The organism is Catellatospora sp. IY07-71, assembly GCF_018326265.1.
In the GTDB taxonomy this organism is placed as follows: Bacteria; Actinomycetota; Actinomycetes; order Mycobacteriales; family Micromonosporaceae; genus Catellatospora.
Genome location: NZ_AP023360.1, coordinates 1,805,886 through 1,826,349 on the forward strand (window position 1 = coordinate 1,805,886; position 20,464 = coordinate 1,826,349).

Here is a 20,464-nt window from a genome sequence, read left to right on the forward strand (position 1 = left end):
GTGACCCCCGTCTACTACATCGTGCTGGCCGCCGTGCTGTTCAGCATCGGCGCGGTCGGCGTCCTGATCCGGCGTAACGCCATCGTGCTGTTCATGTGCGTCGAGCTGATGCTCAACGCCGCGAACCTCGCGCTGGTCACCTTCGCCCGGATGAACGGGACGCTCGACGGCCAGGTGATGGCGTTCTTCTCGATGGTGGTCGCCGCGGCCGAGGTCGTGGTCGGTCTGGCCATCATCATGTCGATCTTCCGGACGCGACGCTCGGCGAGCGTCGACGACGCGAACCTGCTGAAGTACTGAGGCTGACATGGAAGTGAACCTGATGCCTGCCGAAGCGGTGCAGGCGCCCGTCGTCTATGCGTCGGCCACGGGCCTGCTCTCGTACATGTGGCTGCTCATCGCCATCCCGGCGGTCGGCGCGCTGATCCTGCTGCTGTTCGGCCGCTGGACCGACAAGTGGGGCCACTGGCTCGGCTGCGCGACGGTGCTCGCCTCCTTCGGGCTCGGCCTGAGCATGTTCTTCGAGCTGCGCGACCTGCCCAACCGGGCCGTGCAGCAGAACCTCTACAGCTTCATCCCGGTGGGCAACCTGCAGGTCGACTTCGGCCTGCTGTTCGACCCGCTGGCGGCGTGCTTCGTGCTGCTGATCACGGGCGTGGGCTTCCTGATCCACGTCTACGCCACCGGGTACATGGCCCACGACGAGGGCCGCCGCCGCTTCTTCGGGTACTTCAACCTGTTCATCGCGGCGATGCTGCTGCTGGTCCTCGGCAACAACTTCGTCATGCTGTACTTCGGCTGGGAAGGCGTCGGTCTGGCGTCGTACCTGCTGATCTCCTTCTGGTACGGGCGGCCGTCCGCGGCCACCGCCGGCAAGAAGGCGTTCATCATGAACCGCGTCGGCGACGCGGGCCTGGTGATCGCCATCTTCCTGATGTTCTTCCAGTTCGGCTCGGTCAACTACGACGTCGTGTTCAGCGAGGTCGGCCTGCTGTCCGGCACCACGGTGCTGATCCTGGGCCTGCTCCTGCTGCTCGGCGCGTGCGGCAAGTCCGGCCAGTTCCCGCTGCAGGCGTGGTTGCCCGACGCGATGGAGGGCCCGACCCCGGTCTCGGCCCTGATCCACGCCGCGACGATGGTGACCGCCGGTGTCTACCTGATCGCCCGCTCCAACCCGATCTTCTCGGCGAACCTGACGCTGGAGACGGTAGTGGTCAGCGTCGGCGCGCTCACCCTGCTGCTGGGCTGCATCATCGGCTCGGCCAAGGACGACATCAAGCGGGTGCTCGCCTGGTCGACCGTGTCGCAGATCGGCTACATGTTCCTGGGCGTCGGGCTCGGCGGCGGCGCGTACGCGCTGGCCATCATCCACCTGCTGGCGCACGGCTTCTTCAAGGCCAACATGTTCCTCGGCGCCGGCTCGGTCATGCACGGCATGAACGACCAGGTGGACATCCGCCGCTTCGGCGGGCTGTGGAAGTACATGCGGATCACCTGGCTCACCTTCATGATGGGCTGGCTGGCGATCATCGGCATCCCGCCGCTGAGCGGCTTCTTCACCAAGGAGCCGATCATCGTGGCCGCGTTCTCGCGGCCCGGCTGGACCGGCTGGCTCTACGGCCTCGCGGCGCTGATCGGCGCGGGTCTCACCGCCTTCTACATGACCCGCCTGTTCATCCTGACCTTCCACGGCCCGAAGCGGTGGACCACCGCCAAGGAGGGCTCGGTCGACCAGCACCCGCACGAGTCGCCGCTGGTCATGACGATCCCGCTGATCCTGCTGGCGCTCGGCTCGATCGCGGCCGGCTGGCTGATGGCCTCGCCGGTGGCGCAGTGGCTCACCCCCGTGCTCGGCCCGGCCACGGAGGAGCACCCGAAGATCGGCCACACGCTCCTCACGGTGCTCAGCATCGTGCTGACCCTGGCCGGCGCGGGCCTGGCCTACGCCCTGTTCCGCAACGGCACCGCGCTGGCCCCGCAGCCCGCGGGCCCGCTGGTGACCGCCGCCCGCAACAACCTCTACACCGACGCCTTCAACGAGGCCGTGTTCGAGAAGCCGGGCAACTGGCTCACCCGGGCGCTGGTCTTCGTCGACAACAAGGGCGTCGACGGCCTGGTCAACGGTCTCGCCGCGCTGGTCGGCGGGGGCTCGGGCCGGCTGCGGCGGCTGCAGACCGGCTTCGTGCGGTCCTACGCGCTCTCGATGCTTCTCGGCGCGGTGCTGGTGCTCGGCGCCTTCGCCGCGGTGCAGCTCGGCTGGATGGGATAACGATGAAATACCTGTCAATCCTGACCCTGGCGCCGCTGGTCGGCGCGCTGGCGGTCGCGTTCGTCCCGCGCAGCAGGCCGCAGCTGGCCAAGCAGCTGGCGCTGCTCGTCTCGCTGGTGGTGCTCGGCGTGGCGGTCGCGGCCTGGTTCGCGTTCGACTCGGGCGACACCGCACAGCGGCTGCAGCTGCAGGAGTCCTACACCTGGATCCCGGCGTGGGGCGCGAAGTTCTCCTTCGGCATCGACGGCATCGCGCTGGTGATGCTGGCGCTGACCGCGGTGCTCACCCCGCTGGTGATCCTGGCCAGCTGGCACGACGCCGAGCGCAGCAAGCGCAGCGTCCCGGCGTACTTCGCGCTGCTGCTGGCGCTCGAGGGCACCATGATCGGCACCTTCGCGGTCTCCGACGTGCTGCTCTTCTACCTCTTCTTCGAGGTCATGCTCGTGCCGATGTACTTCATCATCGGCTCGTTCGGCAGTGACGTGCCGGCCAAGCAGCGCCAGTACGCCGCGGTGAAGTTCTTCCTGTACTCGCTGGTCGGCGGTCTGTTCATGCTGGCCGCGGTCATCGGCATGTGGGTGCTGGGCGGCCACACCTTCGACTGGCAGACGCTGACCGACGCGGAGTTCTCCACCATCGCGCAGCGCTGGCTGTTCCTCGGCTTCTTCATCGCGTTCGCCATCAAGGCGCCGTTCTTCCCGTTCCACACCTGGCTGCCGGACGCGGGCGGGGCGGCTCCGGCCGGCGCCGCCGCGCTGCTGGTCGGCGTGATGGACAAGATCGGCACCTTCGGCATCCTGCGCTACTGCCTCCCGCTGTTCCCGGAGGCGTCGCGCTGGTTCGCGCCGTGGGCGATCGCGCTGTCGCTGGTGGGCATCATCTACGCCGCGCTGCTGGCGGTCGGCCAGAACGACCTCAAGCGGCTGGTCAGCTACACCTCGATCGCGCACTTCGGCTTCATCGGCATCGGCATCTTCGCCTTCACCTTCCAGGCCGGCTCCGGCGCGGTGCTGTACATGGTCAACCACGGTCTCGCCACCGGCCTGCTGTTCCTAGTCGTCGGCATGTTCGTGGCGCGCCGCGGCAGCACCCTGGTGACCGACTTCGGCGGCGCGGGCAAGCTCATGCCGCTGCTGGCGGGCATCTTCTTCATCGCCGGCATGGCCTCGCTGGCGCTGCCGGGCCTCGCCCCGTTCGTCAGCGAGTTCCTGGTGCTGCTGGGCGTGTTCACGGTGAACAAGACGGTGGCCGTGATCGCGACCGTCGGCATCATCCTGGCCGCGGCCTACGTGCTGTGGATGATCCAGCGCACGACCCAGGGCAACCTGAACCCGGCGCTGACCGACGTCGCCCCGATGAAGCGGGACCTGAACCTGCGCGAGGGCATCGTCGTCGCGCCGCTCATCGTGCTGCTGATCGTGCTCGGCTTCTACCCCAAGCCGGTGCTCGACGTGATCAACCCGGCGGTGCAGGCCACGCTGTCTGACGTGGTCACCCCGGAGCGGGCCGATCCGGCGCCCGCCACCTCCACTGTGGAAGCAGGAAAGTGACCATGGGAGAAACAGTCCTCAAGCTGCCCGCGCTGGACTACGCAGCGCTGGCGCCGATGCTGATCCTCTTCGGCGCGGCCTGCCTCGGGGTGCTCGTCGAGGCGTTCGCGCCGCGGGGCTGGCGCAACCCGATCCAGCTCGTGCTCAGCCTGCTGGCCCTGGTCGGCGCGCTGGTCGCGGTGGTGCTGCGGGTGCCGGACGTCACCGCGGCGAACGCGCAGACCGCCGTGGCGGCGGTCTCGATCGACCAGGCGGGCCTGTTCCTGCAGGGCGCCATCCTGGTGCTGGGCATCGTGTCGATGCTGCTGTTCGGCGAGCGCACGCTGGAGAACGGCGGCCCGTTCGTGGCCCAGGCGGCGATCACCGTCGGCTCGGAGCCGGACCGCCGCCAGGCGGCCCGCGAGCCGGGCGCGACCGAGGTCTACCCGCTGGTGCTGTTCGCCGTCGGCGGCATGATGCTCTTCGTCACCGCGAACGACCTGCTGGTCATGTTCGTGGCGCTGGAGGTCTTCTCGCTCCCGCTGTACCTGCTCTGCGCGCTGGCCCGCCGCAAGCGGCTGCTGTCGCAGGAGGCCGCGCTCAAGTACTTCCTGCTCGGCGCGTACGCCTCGGCGTTCTTCCTGTTCGGCGTGGCGCTGGTGTACGGCTACGCGGGCGCGGTCGACTTCCGCACCATCCACACCGCGATCGGCGCCGGCGCCGGCAACATCGTGCTGCTGCTGATCGGCCTGGCGATGCTCGCCATCGGCCTGCTGTTCAAGGCCGCCGCGGCGCCGTTCCACGTGTGGACGCCGGACGTGTACCAGGGCGCCCCGACGCCGGTCACCGCGTTCATGGCGGCCTGCACCAAGGTCGCCGCGTTCGGCGGCCTGGCCCGCGTGCTGTACGTCGGCTTCGACCGCACGGCCTGGGACTACACCCCGGTGCTGGGCGTCATCGCGGTGCTGACCATGCTGCTCGGCGCGATCCTGGCGGTCACCCAGACCGACCTCAAGCGCCTGCTGGCCTACTCGTCCATCGCCAACGCCGGCTACCTGCTGGTCGGCGTGCTCGGCGGCGGCCGCGAGGGCCTGTCCAGCATGATGTTCTACCTGGTGGCGTACGGCTTCCTGGTGATCGCCGCGTTCGCGATGCTGACCCTGGTGCGCGACGCCGACGGCGAGGCCACCCACCTGTCCCGGTGGGCCGGCCTGGGCAAGCGTTCGCCGCTGTTCGCGGGCATCTTCACCTTCCTGCTGCTGGCCTTCGCGGGCATCCCGCTGACCAGCGGGTTCACCGCGAAGTTCGCGGTGTTCGGGGCGGCCATGGGCGGCAACCAGACCTGGCTGGTGCTCTTCGGCGTGCTGAGCAGCATCATCCTGGCCTTCCCGTACCTGCGGGTCGTGGTCATGATGTGGCTGAGCGAGCCCGGTGAGACCACGCCCAGCGTGTCCATCCCCGGCGCGCTCACCTCGGCCGCACTGATGATCGGCGTACTGGTGACGCTGGTGCTCGGCGTCTGGCCGAGCCCGGTCATCGAGCTGGCCAACAGCGCGTCCGACTTCATCCGGTAGGTCCAGACGATTTCCGAAGCTCCCCCCGTGCTCCGTCAGGGCGATGGGGGGAGCTTCGATCATGTCGACGGCATGTGGCATCGTGAGAGCGTGGTGAGCAGCGTGAACGGTCATACCGCCCGGAGCACCGGTGTCCGCTTCGAGGACCCGGCCCTGGAGGCGTCGGTCCTGGCGAACCTGGAGCTGGTGGAGGAGCGCCTGCGCGAGTGCGTCGAGTCCGCGGACCCCTTCGTCACCGAGGCGGCCAAGCACCTGCTGGAGGCGGGCGGCAAGCGCTTCCGGCCGATGCTCGTCGCGGTGTGCGCGCACTTCGGCGACCCGACCGCGCCCGAACTCGTGGACGCCGCGGCCGTGCTGGAGCTGACGCACGTCGCGACGCTGTACCACGACGACGTGATGGACGAGGCGCTGATGCGGCGCGGCACGCCCAGCGCGAACGCCCGCTGGGGCAACTCGCTGGCCATCCTCGTCGGCGACTTCCTCTTCTCCCGGGCCGCCGAGCTGGCCGCGGGGCTGGGGCCGGACGCGGTGCGCATCCAGGCGCAGACCTTCGCCCAGCTGGTGCACGGCCAGATCGCCGAGACCGTCGGGCCGCGCGACGCCGACCCGATCGAGCACCACCTCAAGGTGCTGGCGGGCAAGACCGGTTCGCTGATGGCCACCTGCGCCACTTTCGGGGGCATGTTCTCCGGCGCCCCCGAGGCGACCACCAAGGCGCTCACCACGTACGCGGAGGTCCTCGGGCTGGCTTTCCAGCTCTCCGACGACCTGCTGGACATCTCCAGCGACAGCTCGGACTCCGGCAAGACGCCCGGCACGGACCTGCGCGAGGGCGTGCCCACGCTGCCCGTGCTGTACGCGCTGGCGTCGCAGGACAGCGACCCGGCCGCGGTGCGGCTGCGCCAGATCCTCGCCGACGGGCCGGTGACCGACGACGCGCTGCACGCCGAGGCGCTGGAGCTGCTGCGCGACAGCGTGGCGCTCAAGCGCGCCCGGCAGACCGTGCGCGGCTACGCCGAGCAGGCCCGCGCCCAGCTCCAGGGCCTGCCCCAGATCCCCGCCCGGGACGCCCTCGAATCCCTCTGCGACGTCCTCGCCGATCGCATCGCTTAGCCGCCTCGCCCCACCACGCCGCCCCGCTGGCGCGCCTCTGACGGAGTCGCGGCAACGGGGCGAGTGTTTTGTGCCAAGTCGTTCGGAGTTGCGCGGGAAGGGTCCGGCGGGGCGCGCACCGTCGTCATTGGATCGAGGGATTTCGTTGGGTTTCGGCCCTTCACCTCAGGCGTGCATTTGCATATCGTAGGTGCGACTGCCTGGAGGTGACGGTGCGAGATTCAGCGGTCCCGCCATCGGACATGGTCAGCAGCGTCGCGCGGGCGCTGCGCGTGCTGGAGGTGGTGGGCGAGTCGCCCACCGGGCTGTCCCCCAAGCAGATCGCCCGGCGCTGCGACATCACCATCGCCGCCGCGTACCGGATGCTGCGCACGCTCGCCCACCAGGGCTACGTGATGCGCCGCGCGGACGGGGCGTACACGCTTGGCCTGGCGGTCGCCGACCGCTTCCGGGAGCTGGTGACCGCGATGCGCGGCCCGGCCGAGGTCGGCACGGTGCTGCGCCGGGCCAGCGCCGAGATCGGCTACAGTCACTACCTGGGCAGCTTCGTGGACGGCCGGATCGCGATCACCGCGGTGGCCGAGGGCTCCCGCTCGCCGCACGTCGAGGACCTCGTGCCCGGCTTCGACGAGGGCGCCCACGCGACCGCGCTGGGCAAGAGCCTGCTGGCCACGCTCGACCCCAACCAGCGCGAGCGATATCTCAAGGAGCACGGCATGCGGGCCTTCACCCAGGCCACGCTGCGCTCCCCTGCGGCGCTCGACGCCGACATCGCGGCCGGGATGCGCCGCGGCATGCAGGTGGAGATCGGCCAGTTCCGGCCCGGAGTGGCCTGCGTGTCGGTGTCCGTGCAGACGGCAGGCGAGCTGAGCCAGCGCTTCGTGGTGGCGTGCGCCCTGCCCGCCGTCGACCTGGTGAAGCAGGCCCCCGTCATCCGCGAGCGCCTGCACACCACGGCCCGCGCCCTCAAGTCGGCCCTGACCGCCCCGGCCACCACCCCCACCGTCGCCGCCGCCTGACCCACCGACCCGCCGCGCCGCAGTTTCGGGGAAACTGCTGCATCCCCCGCCGCGTGTGCTGGTGCAGTTTCGGGGAAACTGCTGTGCCCGCCGCCTTGATTCGTGCAGTTTCCCCGAAACTGCTGTGCCCCCCCGCCACGGTTGGTGCAGTTTCCCCGAAACTGCGAACGGCGCCTGCGGCGTGAGCGTGAGCCCGGTGAGCGGCGAAGCCCCGCCCGGCGCCCGGAGTTGTCCGGGGGAGGCGGGGCGGGGCTTCGGGTGGGGCGGGGTGGGTCAAGCGCCGATCGGGCGGCCGTCGAGGCGCCAGACGCCGACGATGCCCGGCTTGGCGTAGTCGCCGTCGGGCCAGGTGCTGGCGGGCTTGTCCATGGACGCGCCGCTGACCTCGCCGGGGTGCTGCGGGGCCACGAACACGGTCCGGTTGTCCACGCTGATGAACGGCCCGCACGCCTCGGCACCGCGGGGCACGGTCAGGAACTGCTTGAGGTGCCCGGCCTCGGGGCCGGTCAGCGCGGTCGCGAAGAGGCCATCGTTGCTGCCCAGCGCATTGCCGTCGGTGGAGATCCACAGGTGGCCGGCGGCGTCGAAGGCGAGGTTGTCGGGGCAGGAGATCGGCGAGACCTTGGTCTTGTCGTACCCCATGAAGTAGGTCGCTGGATCCGCCGGGTCACCGCACACGATCGGGACCGCCCAGGTGAACGTGGTACCCGTGTGGTCGCCGCCGTCCTCGGTGATCTCGAAGATGTGCCCGTGTTTGTTGCCGTTGCGCGGGTTCGCCTCGTCGGCCGGCGCGTTGCGGCCGCCGGTGGTGCCGCGGGCGGTGTTGTTGGTGAGCGCGGCGTAGATCTTCCCGGTGACCGGATTCGGCTCGACGTCCTCGGGCCGGTCCATCTTGGTCGGGTTGACCAGGTCCGCGGCCAGGCGGGTGTGCACCAGCACCTGCTCCACGGTCCAGCCCGGCACGTGCGAGACGCCGTCCTTGACCAGCGGGACCCAGACGCCGGTGCCGTTGAACGCGCCGTCGGCGGGCAGCTTGCCGGTGCCGTCGATCTCGGCGGCGCTGGTGTAGCCGAGGCGGGCCACGTACAGGTCACCGGACTCCAGCAGGGTCAGGTTCTGCTTGCGGGCCCACCACGAGTCGCCGCGCGCGATCCGGTTGCGGGAGACGAACTTGTAGATGTAGTCGTGCCGCTCGTCGTCGCCCATGTACGCCACGACGTGCCCGCTCTTGGCGACGATGACGTTGGCGCCCTCGTGCTTGAACCGGCCCAGCGCGGTGTGCTTGCGCGGGGTCGAGTCCGGGTCGAACGGGTCGACCTCCACGATCCAGCCGTGCCGGTTGATCTCGTTCGGGTTCGCGGTCAGGTCGAAGCGCGCGTCGACCCGGTCCCACTTGCGCGAGCCGCTGGGGTAGCGGGCGGTGGTGGAGACGCCGTAGCGGGCCAGCGAGGCCTTGGCGTCCGCCGGTGCGCCGTCGCCGCCGACGAAGTACTGGTTCCAGTTCTCCTCGCCGGACAGCACGGTGCCCCACGGGGTGACGCCGCCCGCGCAGTTGTTGAACGTGCCGATCACCTTGCGGCCGGTCGGGTCGGCGGCGGTCTTCAGCGACGCCGTGCCCGCCGCCGGGCCGGTCATCGCGAAGACCGTGGACAGCCCGGTGATGCGCCGGTTGTACGCCCGCCGCCCGCGCGAGACCACGGTCCACCGGCCGGTGCGCCCGACCCGCTCCAGCTCGACGATCGACATGCCGTGCGCGGCGATGGTGGCCTTGATCTGGTCGGTGGTGAGCGCGTCCACGCCGGTGAAGCCGGGGAACATCAGCTCCTCGTTGGTGTACTCGTGGTTGCAGACCAGCAGGGCGCGATCGTCGCCCCGGCCCAGCGGCAGCACCGCGACGAAGTCGTTGTTGTAGCCGAACTGCTTCGACTGGGTGTCGCCGGTCTGGTTCGCCGGGTCGAAGCCGGCGGCGCCCGGCACCACCTCATCGCCCCAGCGGATGATCACGTTGTGGTCGTACCCGTTGGGCACCACCAGGTTGTCCAGCGTGTTCGGCGGGATCGGGGAGAACGTCAGCGCGGCAGGCTTGCCGGTGCGGGTCAGCGACTCGGTGGAGAAGCCCTCGGCCGCGCCGCCGTCACCGCCCTCGGCGAAGGCGGGCGCCGCGGCGGCGCCGGCACCGGCCGCGGCACCGGCGAAGCCGAGCGCCAGCGCCCCGGCCGAACCGGCCCGCAGCACCCCGCGCCGGGACACCTCGGTCCGCACGACGTCGCCGAAGTACTCGTTGCCGGAGGTGTTGGGCGCGGGGTGGTCACAGGCGTTGCCGCAACGGTAGAGGCAGGTCACGGACGACCGGCTGCCTCCGCTGTGGCCGTCCCCGCCGAGCAGGGGGAGCCGGCGGCGGGATTCGTTCATGGGAGCTTCCTCCGTACGTGAAGGGTCGACGGATCGTGCCGTCGTCCGGAACGTAAGGAGCACGGGTGAGCCGTTCTCAGCCCCCCGATGAACACCCCATGAACAGCGCCTGGCAGTCGCCTCGGCGCCTAGATCGCCCGACTTGCCAGGCAAGTGGGCGTATGGGTGGCCAAGATACGCCCATATGCCAGGCAAGTCGGACGATCTTGCTACGCGAGGGCGGGGGCCTCCGCGGCGCGCAGGGCGGCCTGGCGGGTGCGGCGGGCCGTGCGCAGGCCGTCCCAGGTGAAGACGGCCAGGGCCAGCCAGACCAGGCAGAAGCCGAACAGGCGCACCGGCGGCATCGGCTCGTGGAACGCGAACACGCCGAGCGCGAGCTGCAGGGTGGGCGCGACGTACTGCAGCATGCCGATGCTGACCAGCGGGAGCCGGTTGGCGGCGCCGGCGAACATCAGCAGCGGCACGGCGGTGAGCACGCCCGCGGCGGCCAGCAGCAGGGCATGTCCGGTGCCCGCCTGGCCGAAGGTCAGGTCGCCGGCGGAGGCGAGCCAGCCCAGCACCGCGAGCGCGGGCAGGGTGAGCACGGCCGACTCCAGGAACAGGCCGTCCGCGGGCGGCAGCGCCAGGCGCTTCTTGACCAGGCCGTACATCGCGAAGGTGAAGGCGAGCACGAGCGCGACCCACGGCGGGTGGCCGTAGTCGACGGCGAGCACCAGCACGGCCACGGTGCCGACGCCCACGGCGGCCCACTGCGCGGGGCGCAGCCGCTCGTGCAGCACCAGGACGCCGAGCACGATCACGACGAGCGGGTTGATGAAGTAGCCGAGCGAGGTCTCCACGACCCGGTCGACGTTCACCGCCCAGATGTAGGTGCCCCAGTTGATCCCGATGAAGATCGCGGCCAGCGTGATGCCGCCGAGGGTGGCGGGCCGGCGCAGCAGCTCGGCGATCTTCCGCCAGCGGCGGATCGCGGTCAGCGCGACCACCATGAACAGCACCGACCAGAGGATCCGGTGCGCCAGCACCTCGACCGGGCCGGACGGCTTGAGCAGCTTGAAGTACGCCGGGAAGAAACCCCACATGACGTAGGCGCCGAGCCCGTACAGGTAGCCGAGGCGAAGCTGACTCACCCTCACATGGTAAGGGTCAGCTTCGCCTCAGCTTCTTACATGTGAGCCAACTCGCTCAGTCGTCGATGAACCAGTTCAGCGCCCAGCTGGTGAGGCCGACCACCAGCGCGCCGAGGATCGCGGCGGGCCAGAAGTCGTCGACGTGGAACGGCACGTCGAGCTGCCCGGCGATGAAGCCGGTCAGCATGAACAGCGCGCCGTTGACCACCAGCGCGATCAGGCCGAGGGTGAAGACGTACAGGCCGCAGCCGACCATCTTGACGATCGGGCGGATGAACGCGTTGCACAGGCCGAAGATGACCGCGACGGCGATGAAGGTCCCGATGGTGCCGAGCGTCGTCTCGGCCGTCACGCGGATGCCGGGGATGAGCAGCGTCGCCACCCATACGGCGGCGGCGCTGGCGGCCAAACGGAGGAGGATGCCCATGGTGCGGCATCGTGCCATGATTCGCCCCGGTGCGCACCCCCCGGTGACGCCGGGTCAGGCCACGGGCGTGCCCGCGCCGATGAGCTGCTGCTCGTACGCCGTCTGCGAGATGGCCGCCCAGCGCACCGAGCGGCGGTGCACCACGCCGATCATGCCGGGCTGGGCGCGGGACAGCCACGCCTCCTGGTCCCGGCTCAGCCCCAGCACCGAGACGGCCACCGCCGCCTCGGCGGGCTGGAGCGGCTGCAGCAGCGCGAGATCGGCCCGGCCCAGCACGTCCACGTCCACCGGGGACAGGTCGTCGCGCACCACCAGCGTGCTGTGCCACGGCGTGCCCGGCGTGCGGTCGGCGGCGACCGGACCGGCGTCGACGATGCTGAGCAGCGGGCGCAGCGGCGAACCCGGCGGCACGGTCACCGGGCCGGGCGCCATCACCAGCAGCGGCGCGCCCGCACCCAGACCCCGGCTGAACGCCTCCCAGAGCCACGGGCGGGTCGTCTGCACCAGGACGTAGGCCCCGACGGCCATCGCGCGCACGGCGACGATCTGGGCCACCGCGACGCCGCCGATGAGCACCAGCCGGGTCGCCTCGGGCCGGAACAGCCGGAAGGACACCGGCTCGCTGTGCCGGTTGACGCCGATCATGACGCCGCTGCCGCCGTACGGCGCGGACAGCGCGGCGACCGCGCCCAGCCGGCGGGAGGCGCCCGGGCGGCCGCCCGCGCCCGCCTCGGCGGGGCTGGGACCGGCCAGCGGCAGCGTGGCGAGCAGGCCGTCGAACTGCTGCCCGTCCAGGCGGCGGGCCTGCGCGTGCTCGGTGGCGAGCACCTGGCGCAGCGCGGTGCCCGCGTTGGCCAGCGAGGTGTGGTCGGGGGCGGTGAGCCGCACGGTCAGGTCGGCCCGCAGCTGCGTGCCGCCGTCGGTCCAGGGACCCGCGGTGAGCGCCACGGACACCGTGGTGGCGGGCAGCCGCAGCAGGCGCGGCAGCAGCGCGTGCGCCGGGTCGGGGTGCGGCATCGGCCAGCGCTCCACCGCGTACGCGGCCGAGTAGAGCCCGCCGACGTGCAGCGCGGACCAGCCCTCCTGCGCGGCGGCGGTGCCGTCGTGCCCGGCGGCCTCGGCCAGCGCGCGCAGCGCGGCCACGTCGCCGAGCGGCCGGTGCGGCACGTCGCCCAGCTTCGCGCGCACCTTGCGCAGCGCGCCGGTGAGCGCCCGCTCCAGGTCGGCCTCGCTCCAGCCCTCGGCCCGGTGCACCCGCACGCACAGCACGGCGCGCTCGTTGGCCAGCAGCCGCCCGCCGGTGAGCTGGCGGTATGACGACGTGGCGGGCGAGGAGCCGTTGGCGGCGTTGGCGTGCAGCAGCAGCTGTACGCGTACCGGCGGGGTGTCCGCGGCGGGCGCGGGCAGCAGCGTCGCCGGGGACGGCAGCGGGTGCCAGGCGCGGGCCGGCATCACCGCCTGGTCGCCCAGCTCCAGCAGTGCGCACATGCCCTCGGCGTCCACGATCACGGCGCACCCGACGCCCTCGACGTCCACGGTGGACAGCCGGCTGCCCGGCGCGGCGAGCGCGAGCAGCTCCGCCGCGCCCTCGGCGGGCTCGATCCGGTGGCGGCGGGTGCGGTAGCGCACGTAGACGGCGACCCATTCGGACAGCCAGCGGCCCCGCCAGCGACCCCACGCCAGCACCACCAGCGCGGCGGCGACGGGGACGGCGGCGGCCAGCAGCGGCAGGCCCGCCTGCGCGGCGACCACCACCAGCACCAGCGCGAGCTGCACGGTCACGATCTGCCCGCTGCCCAGGCCCAGGAAGCGGCGGGCCGGCCTGGGAAGCGACGCCGCCGGTGTGGTGTCCTCCGTCGCGGCCCCCGCCGTCGGCCCGGTAACCATGTCGACCGCCATCGCGCTAACCTCCCCTAGGCGCGTGCCCGCACGTCGCCCGGCTCATCGTATAGAGCCGTCGGCTGATCCGTGGGGAGGGACCATGCCGTCGAGACAGGACCAGCTGCACTCGTACCAGTTCACGGTGCAGCGAGTGGTTTCGGCGCTGGTGATGCGCGACACCGATCCGGCGCAGGCGCCGTTCAAGCGCGCCGCCGGGGCGACGCTCGCCAGCGTGCTGCTGGCCGTGGTCATCGCGGCCGGCTTCGGGGTGTACGGCGTGTTCAGCGGCCGCGGCGACACCAAATGGAAGGCCGACGGCACGGTCGTCGTCGAGGAGAAGTCGGGCGCGCACTTCGTGTACCGCGAGGGCAGGCTCTACCCGGCGCTGAACCTCACCTCGGCGCTGCTGGCCTCCGGAGTGCCCGCGCCGAAGATCGTGACCGTGGCCCGCAAGTCGCTTGTGGACGTGCCGCGCGGGCTGACCGTCGGCATCGCCGACCTGCCCGACTCGCTGCCCGACCCGGGCACGCTGCTCGGCCTGCCGTGGTCGGTCTGCGCCGCCGGAGACGGCGCCAAGCCCACGTCGGTGCTGGTGGTGGGCGACACCTCGATGACGGGCAACGGCCGCGCCATGGGCGGCGAGGAGGCCCTGTTCGTGCGCGCGGCGGACCGCCGCTACCTGCTGTGGCACGGGCGGCTCTACGACGCGGACGCCGACGAGCTGGCCGCGCTGGCGGGCGGGGCGCAGCCGCTGGCGGTGCCGGTCGCGTTCGTCAACGGCATGCCCAAGGGCCAGCCGCTGGACGCGCCGCGGGTCGCCGACCCGGGCAAGGCCTCGTCGGTCCGGGGCCTGACCAACGGCCAGGTCATCAAGATCAAGGGCCTGGACGGCAAGACCAGCCAGTACGCGGTGGTCCAGCCGGACGGCCTGGCGATGGTCACGCAGGTGCAGGCGGCCCTCGCGCTGGGCAGGTACCGGGCCGGCCGCGAGATCGAGATCAACCAGACCGAGCTCGCCGAGTACGACGGCTCTCCCGCGAACCTGGTGCCCAACCGCGACGACCCGCGCCAGCCCCCGGCGACGATGCCGACCATCGCGTCGTACGCCCCCGGCGCGCTGTGCGCCGTGATCCGCGACGATCAGGGCGGCATCGAGGTGCGCGCCGAGGTGATCCTGAACCTGTCGAGCCTCATCGCGACCGTGGCACGCAGCGCCGAGGGCGGCTCGTACGCCGATTACGTGCTGGTGCAGCCCGGCCGCGGCGCGATCGTCGCCTCCGGCACGACGCTGAGTCTGGTCACCGATCAGGGCGTGCGCTACGACGCGGCCCGTCCGGACGTGCTGCCGATGCTCGGCTACGCCAATCCGGTGCCGCTGCGGCTGCCGTCGGCGCTGGTCGATCTGCTGCCGCCGGGACCGGGACTGGACCCGCAGGCGGCATCGGCGCAACTCGCTCTCGGCTGACCGCCGCGTGCCGTTATCCACAGGTGCGGGTCTCGGGCTGGCACGAGTTGGCGCAGGACGATACCGTCACCGAGACAGGCGCACCGCCATTTAAGTTCCGCATAGGACGGTGGGCGCGTTAACGCACAAAGGGAGTGGGGTGACGTTCGACAATGTCGGAGACCGCGTCCGAAGCTGCCATCATGGCCGCGACCGCGCAGAAGTTCGATTCATCCAACGACGAGCTGCAGACCATGCTCAGCCGCCTGCTGAGCGAGCTCGAGGTGCTGCAGACCAGCTGGGTCGGCCGCGCGGGCACGTCCTTCGAGCAGGTCAAGATCGCCTGGGCGGAGGACCAGAAGACGCTGCACAACGCCCTCGCCGAGACGGCGACGGCCATCCGCACCGCCGGCCAGGAATACTCCCGGGCCGACGAGGAGCAGGCCGGCCGGGTGTCCGCCCGTAACACCGGCGGCATCTCGCTGAACCTGTGAGCACCGTAGACCGGAAGGGGGAGGACCTACATGAGCAACGGTGACCGGCTCGTCGTCAATTTCCAATCGCTGCACGGCGCGAGCCAGCACATCCAGAAGGCCCTGGGCCAGCTGGAGACCACGCTGAGCCAGCTCGAGGACGACGCCAGGCCGATGGTGTCCACCTGGGCGGGTTCCGCGCAGGCGGCGTACAACGAGCGTCAGGCCAAGTGGCGCAAGGCGGCGGACGAGCTGTCCACGATGCTGCGCGACATCAAGGGCGCCGTGGACGAGGCGGCCGTGCAGTTCCAGGACGCCGAGGACCGCAACACCAAGCTGTTCCACTGAGCTTGCGCGACTGAGGGGGCGCCCGGCGGGGGACCGGTGGGCGCCCTTCCTGTTTCCTCAGTTCGTTGTGTTTCTGCCGGTCAGCTGCCGGCCGGGCGCCAGCGGCGCCGGATGCCGTTCGGCAGCGCCACGGCCAGCACCAGCACGAACCCGGCCAGCACCAGCCCGAGCGCGGCCAGCCACAGCGCCCGCGAGTGCTGCTCGGCGGCGCGGGCCGCGGCGGCCTCGGCCACGGGATCGTCCTTGCGCGGCGGCAGCGGCGGGATCGCGGCCCGCGGCTGGCCGTCCACGATCTCGGTCACCGCCCGGACCGGGTTGAGGATGCCCACCCCGTACCCGTCGCTGCGGCGGCCGCCCGGGGCCGGGTCGGCGGTGGCCATCAGCCGCTTGCGCACCTGCTCCTCGGTGAGGTCCGGGTAGGCCTGCCGGACCAGGGCCGCGGTGGCCGCGACCATCGGGGTGGCGAAGCTCGTGCCGCTGCCCCTGGTGTGTCCTCGGGTGGGCAGGGCCATCAGCACCTCGCCGCCGGGAGCGGCCAGGTCCACATAGGTGCCGGTCTGCGACGCGTCCAGCCGCTGGCCGTCGGCGTCCACCGCGGCCACCCCGAGCACGCCGTCCCACGCGGCCGGATACGGCGTCGGGTTGCTGCGCTGCTTGGCGTTGCCGACCGCGGCGACCACCACGATGTCGGCGGCGATCGCCTCCCGGATCGCGTCGCGGAACTCCTCCAGCCCGCCGCTGCCGGACTCGCCGTAGCTCAGCGACAGGTTGATGACGTCGACGTCCCTGGAGATCGCGAAGCGGACCGCCCGTGCCATGTCCTTGACGCTGGCCGGCTTGTCGCCGGTGCTCTCCGCACCGGCGATCTGCTTGCTGACCACGATCGGCAGGATGCGCACGCCTGGCGCGAGGCCCCGGAACGCCACCCCCGGGACCGGCCGGGCGGCGATGATGCTCGCCACGCCGGTGCCGTGGCCGACGCAGTCCTGGCGGCCGTCGGTGCCGCCGTCGGGCAGCACGTCCAGACCCGGGTCCACCGCGCCGCGCAACTGCGGGTGATCCGCGTCGACTCCCGAGTCGAGCACCGCGACCGTGACGTCGGCGCCGGTGATGCCCCGGGGCAGCGCGGACAGGTCCCAGCGTTGCTGCGGCCACGGCTTCTCGGCGATCGGTTCACCCGCCTTCGAGCTCGTGCACGGCGCGGCGGCGGCAGCGGGAGATGTCGATATTCCGACGCCGCCGAAGGTCAGCACGACCGTGAGCGCGGCCAGCACGGCCGGCTGCCGGGTGCGGTGCATGTCGCCTCCCCAGGCTTTATGGCAGGACCACCGGGTCGCGCGGGAGGGTGTTCACCCGCGTGGCCGATCCCCGGCGCAGATGCTACTGGACCGCGCCGACCTAGACTGCTGGTTGCGACACGCATACGGGGTGCAAGGTAAGTTGTCTCAGTACTCTCCCGGCAGGAGGTGAGCGCGTGATGGGTTGGGAGCCGGCCACCGATACCGAGATCGCGCTGCGTGACGCGCTGCGCGTGGGGGATCAGGAGCTCTACTTCCGGATCCTGGGCCGCTCGGAGCTGCTGCTGCCCGTCTCCGGCGACGGCGGGAACGGCGCCGCCGGCTGGGGCACCTGGACCGCCGAGAACCGCACCCACGTGCTGTCCTTCACCTCGTCCGCGGCCATGCGGTCCTGCCTGGCCGAGCACGCCGGCCCGGCGCGCCGCATCCTGTTCCAGGACCTCGCCGCCGCGTGGCCGAACCACGAGTGGTGGCTCGCGGTCAACCCGGGCCTGCCGATCGAGGGATACCTGCCGGCCTGGTTCGTCACCCAGATGGTGCGTGGCGACGTGCGCATCCCGAGCATCCCGAACGCGCCCGCGGGTGCCCGGGGCCGGCTGGAGCGCCTGGAGGCGCTGGAGCGCGCCAAGGCGGCCCGCGTCGCGCCGCCCCCGCCCCCGCCTCCGCCGGTCTACGGCGGGCACCACGACGACCAGATGATCCTCGACGCCGAGGTGATCGACGTCGAGGTGGAGCGCCCCGCGATCGCCCCGCCCCGGGTGCACGTCCCGCTGGAGCTGGAGCCGCCCCCGCCCGCGGTGACGGTGCCGCAGGCGGCCGCGCCGCCACCGGCGGTGCCGCCGCAGGCGCAGCTCGGCGGCCGGTTCTTCCCGGCCGACCCGGCGTTCTCCGCCGAGCCCGCCTACCCGGCTGACTCCGTCCAGCAGGACACGCCCGCCGGTCCCGCCGAGACGGCCTATCACGCCGAGCCGCCGTACGCCGCCGAGCCGCCCTACGGCAGCGTGCCGTCCGTGCCGCCGTCGTCTGCGCTCGCGACCGCTACGTCGCCGTCCGTGCCGCCCGCCGCCGCGCCGCCCGCCGTGCCCGTCGCCGCTGCGCCCCCGCCGTTTGTGCCGGTCGCTGCCGCGTCCCCGCCGTCCGTGCCGGTCGCTGCGGCGCCGACGGTGCCCGCCGCCGCTCCGGAGGCCGAGCCCGCCGCGGTGGCGGTCCCGGCAGCGGCGCCCGCCGCCGAACCGGCTCCGGCGCCCGCGGCGCGGGAGGGCGGGCCGCGGCACGGCCGCCCGAGCGGGCCGGAGGACGACTTCGTGCCCGCGAACACCGTCGAGGAGCAGCTGTTCGAGGCCGCTGAGGCGGGCAACACCGACGCCTTCCTGTCCACGCTGCTGCTGGCGACCGTGCTGCTGCCGGGCGGCGCGGACGGTCCCCGGCCCGGCGAGCCGGGCTACCGCTGGCAGCCGCGCGACATCGACGGCGAGCCGCACATCGTCTGCTACACGTCGCCTGAGCGGATGCCGGCCCCGACCGAGGCCGTCCCGGTGCGCTTCATCAGCCTGATCGCGACCTGGCCGGACCCGGCGTGGTCGTTCGCGGTCGACCCGGGCACGGCGATCGGCGCCACGCTGCCCGGCGACCAGCTGCTGGAGCTGGCCCGGTGGGCCGCGGAGATGGGCCTGGGCAACGACGGCGGCGAGCCCGCCGCGCCGGTGCCGACGGCCGGCAGCGCCCCGCCGCCCGCCCGGCGCGATCCCGAGGTCACCGAGATGCAGAAGGTGATCGCGCCCAGCCAGATCGGCTACTACCTGGAGCGCGGCTACGACCGGGTGTCCGGCTTCGTGCACCGGGCGCGTGAGGTCGGTCACCTGCGCGGCCCGCAGGCGCTGCGCGGCGCGCTGGGGCTGACCTGGACGGGCTCCCCGTTCGGCGCGGACGACGAGGTGATCTACGTGCTGCGCTGGCCGGCGTACCGGCCCAGCCTGTACCGGATCCCGTACGGCGGGCAGCACGAGGCGGCGATGCGGGCCATGGAGGGCTGGGTCATCGAGCGCCCGCCGTTCCGCGGCAACGGCTTCGCGCCCGGGGACAGCACCGAGATCATCGCGGAGTTCAAGGTGGACAGCGCCCGGCTGCCGCACGGCGCGCGGCTGCTGCGCGTGGACGCCGAGGGCAAGGAGGAGATGGTCGCCGTGCTCGACGCCGACGGCCCCCGCTGGCTGCGGACCGACGGAGGCGAGTGATGCGCGACGGCTACGTGGCCCGCTACCAGGGGCGCGAGTACGAGGCGAGCCCCGACGGCGACACCGTGCGGCTCTACCGACCGGAGCCGGCCGACGGCTTCGAGGAGATCCGGCCGGGCCGGCACGTGTGCGTGGTGCCCGCGGCCGAGGTCGACGACCTGGCGTACGTGCGCAGCACCTGCAACTGGCGCGGGCAGCCGTTCATCGTGCTCGCCGAGCACCAGTCCTGGCTGCGGCTGGAGTACACCGGCGGCAAGGCGCCGGTCGCCCAGGAACTCGGCCTGGAGGAGTTCGACTACGGCGTCTACCAGGGCTGGGCGCCGAAGCAGGAGGTCAGCGAGCTGCGCGAGCAGCGTCTCTGAGGCTCACTTCGTCCAGCGGATGATCTCCCCGGCGACCAGGTCGGGGCGCTCCACGTGGGGGAAGTGGCCCACGTCGTCCAGCAGCCGCCACTCGTAGTCGGCCAGCACGTAGCGGCCCGAGCCCTGCGCGGTCGCGGGCAGCGTGATCGGGTCCAGGGCACCCTGCAGCTGCAGCGTGGGCGAGATGATCGGCTGCTTCACCGCGCGCAGGAAGCGATACCCGTGCAGCCGCAGCGTGGACCGGAACGCCCACCGGTAGGCCTCCATCGCGCAGAACGACGCCTGCGGGATGCGCATCGCCTCCCGGCATCGCTGCTCGTACTCGGCGAACTCGGCGCTGTTGCGGAATCCGGGCGACGTCCAGCCCCGCATCAGCGCGCCTACCAGCGCCGCGTCGTCCCGGGTCAGCACGTGCTCGAACCGGGGCAGCTGGAAGCGCAGCAGCGCGCTGCCGGCCCGGCGCTGGGCGGCGTTGGTCACCAGCGCGGAGCGCAGCCGCAGCGGGTGCGCCGCGCCGAGCACCACCAGCCGGCTGACCAGGCGCGGGTGCAGCGCCGCCGCCGACCAGGCGATCAGGCCACCGGCGCCCGCGCCGACGACGGTGGCGTTGCGCTCGCCGAGCGCGCGGATCAGCCCGACCACGTCACCGGCCAGGGTGAACCCGTCGTAGCCGCGGGGCGGCTTGTCGGTCGCGCCGTAGCCGCGCAGGTCCACCGCGACCGCCCGCAGCCCGGCGTCGGCAAGCAGGGGGAGCTGCCGGTGCCAGGCCCACCAGAACTCGGGGAAGCCGTGCAGCAGGATCACCAGCGGCCCGGTGCCCTGCTCCACCACGTGGAACCGGCTGCCGTTGGCGCTGACGAACCGGTGCTCCCACGGCCCCTCGGTCAGCACGCACTGCTCATCCACCTGCTCGCTCACGCGATCTCCTCGCTGCGCTCGCTCATGCAAGCA

The 20,464-nt window shown here is 72.2% G+C and carries 17 protein-coding genes; 11 read left to right on the forward strand and 6 right to left on the reverse strand.

Features of this window, described 5'->3' with window-relative positions; translation table 11 throughout:
* From nuoK to CS0771_RS08270, 6 genes are all read left to right on the forward strand, one after another.
* Entirely contained in the window at nt 1–300 is a 300-nt protein-coding gene (gene nuoK / locus CS0771_RS08245) for an NADH-quinone oxidoreductase subunit NuoK (protein ID WP_203747619.1), read from the forward strand.
* Nucleotides 301–322: 22 nt separating this feature from the next.
* Nucleotides 323–2,269: an NADH-quinone oxidoreductase subunit L gene (gene nuoL, locus CS0771_RS08250; RefSeq protein ID WP_371821367.1), complete on the forward strand. Its 1,947-nt coding sequence runs from the start codon at nt 323–325 to the stop codon at nt 2,267–2,269.
* Between the two features lie 2 nt (nt 2,270–2,271).
* Nucleotides 2,272–3,819 (forward strand): NADH-quinone oxidoreductase subunit M, encoded by a 1,548-nt coding sequence (locus tag CS0771_RS08255; protein WP_212840467.1) that lies wholly within the window; start codon nt 2,272–2,274, stop codon nt 3,817–3,819.
* Nucleotides 3,820–3,821: 2 nt separating this feature from the next.
* Nucleotides 3,822–5,372, forward strand: a complete 1,551-nt coding sequence (gene nuoN / locus CS0771_RS08260) for an NADH-quinone oxidoreductase subunit NuoN (protein WP_212840468.1) — start codon at nt 3,822–3,824, stop codon at nt 5,370–5,372.
* 72 nt (nt 5,373–5,444) lie between these two features.
* The gene (locus CS0771_RS08265) at nt 5,445–6,485 is read left to right on the forward strand and encodes a polyprenyl synthetase family protein (RefSeq protein ID WP_212840469.1); all 1,041 of its coding nucleotides are present in this window, start codon (nt 5,445–5,447) and stop codon (nt 6,483–6,485) included.
* A gap of 212 nt (nt 6,486–6,697) precedes the next feature.
* On the forward strand, nt 6,698–7,504 hold the full coding sequence (locus CS0771_RS08270) for an IclR family transcriptional regulator (protein WP_371821368.1): 807 nt from the start codon (nt 6,698–6,700) through the stop codon (nt 7,502–7,504).
* A gap of 273 nt (nt 7,505–7,777) precedes the next feature.
* Here the strand turns inward: CS0771_RS08270 and CS0771_RS08275 are convergent, their stop codons facing one another.
* The 4 genes from CS0771_RS08275 to eccE all read right to left on the reverse strand — a co-directional run bounded on the left by CS0771_RS08275 (nt 7,778) and on the right by eccE (nt 13,372).
* Entirely contained in the window at nt 7,778–9,916 is a 2,139-nt protein-coding gene (locus CS0771_RS08275) for a PhoX family phosphatase (RefSeq protein ID WP_212840470.1), read from the reverse strand.
* A gap of 209 nt (nt 9,917–10,125) precedes the next feature.
* Nucleotides 10,126–10,998 carry an EamA family transporter RarD gene (gene rarD / locus CS0771_RS08280; protein WP_371821556.1) on the reverse strand — a complete coding sequence of 291 codons (873 nt, stop codon included), beginning with the start codon at nt 10,996–10,998 and terminating at the stop codon, nt 10,126–10,128.
* Nucleotides 10,999–11,101: 103 nt separating this feature from the next.
* Nucleotides 11,102–11,473 (reverse strand): phage holin family protein, encoded by a 372-nt coding sequence (locus CS0771_RS08285; protein ID WP_212840472.1) that lies wholly within the window; start codon nt 11,471–11,473, stop codon nt 11,102–11,104.
* Between the two features lie 54 nt (nt 11,474–11,527).
* Entirely contained in the window at nt 11,528–13,372 is a 1,845-nt protein-coding gene (gene eccE / locus CS0771_RS08290) for a type VII secretion protein EccE (protein ID WP_212840473.1), read from the reverse strand.
* 82 nt (nt 13,373–13,454) lie between these two features.
* On the opposite strand from eccE, the gene eccB reads away from it, so the two are divergent.
* The 3 genes from eccB (at nt 13,455) to CS0771_RS08305 (ending at nt 15,619) form a co-directional block, all read left to right on the forward strand.
* Nucleotides 13,455–14,819: a type VII secretion protein EccB gene (gene eccB, locus CS0771_RS08295; protein WP_212840474.1), complete on the forward strand. Its 1,365-nt coding sequence runs from the start codon at nt 13,455–13,457 to the stop codon at nt 14,817–14,819.
* 182 nt (nt 14,820–15,001) lie between these two features.
* A complete protein-coding gene (locus CS0771_RS08300) occupies nt 15,002–15,292 on the forward strand; it encodes a WXG100 family type VII secretion target (RefSeq protein WP_239125854.1) in 291 nt (96 codons plus the stop codon).
* A gap of 30 nt (nt 15,293–15,322) precedes the next feature.
* Nucleotides 15,323–15,619 carry a WXG100 family type VII secretion target gene (locus CS0771_RS08305; protein ID WP_212840475.1) on the forward strand — a complete coding sequence of 99 codons (297 nt, stop codon included), beginning with the start codon at nt 15,323–15,325 and terminating at the stop codon, nt 15,617–15,619.
* Nucleotides 15,620–15,699: 80 nt separating this feature from the next.
* Here the strand turns inward: CS0771_RS08305 and mycP are convergent, their stop codons facing one another.
* On the reverse strand, nt 15,700–16,917 hold the full coding sequence (gene mycP / locus CS0771_RS08310) for a type VII secretion-associated serine protease mycosin (protein ID WP_212840476.1): 1,218 nt from the start codon (nt 16,915–16,917) through the stop codon (nt 15,700–15,702).
* Between the two features lie 179 nt (nt 16,918–17,096).
* Here mycP and CS0771_RS08315 point away from each other — a divergent pair, with 179 nt between their 5' ends.
* Nucleotides 17,097–19,151, forward strand: a complete 2,055-nt coding sequence (locus CS0771_RS08315) for an SseB family protein (protein WP_371821369.1) — start codon at nt 17,097–17,099, stop codon at nt 19,149–19,151.
* Nucleotides 19,148–19,513, forward strand: a complete 366-nt coding sequence (locus CS0771_RS08320; protein ID WP_212840478.1) for a hypothetical protein — start codon at nt 19,148–19,150, stop codon at nt 19,511–19,513. The genes CS0771_RS08315 and CS0771_RS08320 overlap by 4 nt, the downstream gene beginning before the upstream one ends.
* 3 nt (nt 19,514–19,516) lie before the next feature.
* Here CS0771_RS08320 and CS0771_RS08325 read toward each other — a convergent pair whose 3' ends face one another.
* Nucleotides 19,517–20,431: an alpha/beta fold hydrolase gene (locus CS0771_RS08325; protein ID WP_212840479.1), complete on the reverse strand. Its 915-nt coding sequence runs from the start codon at nt 20,429–20,431 to the stop codon at nt 19,517–19,519.
* Nucleotides 20,432–20,464 lie beyond the last annotated feature (33 nt).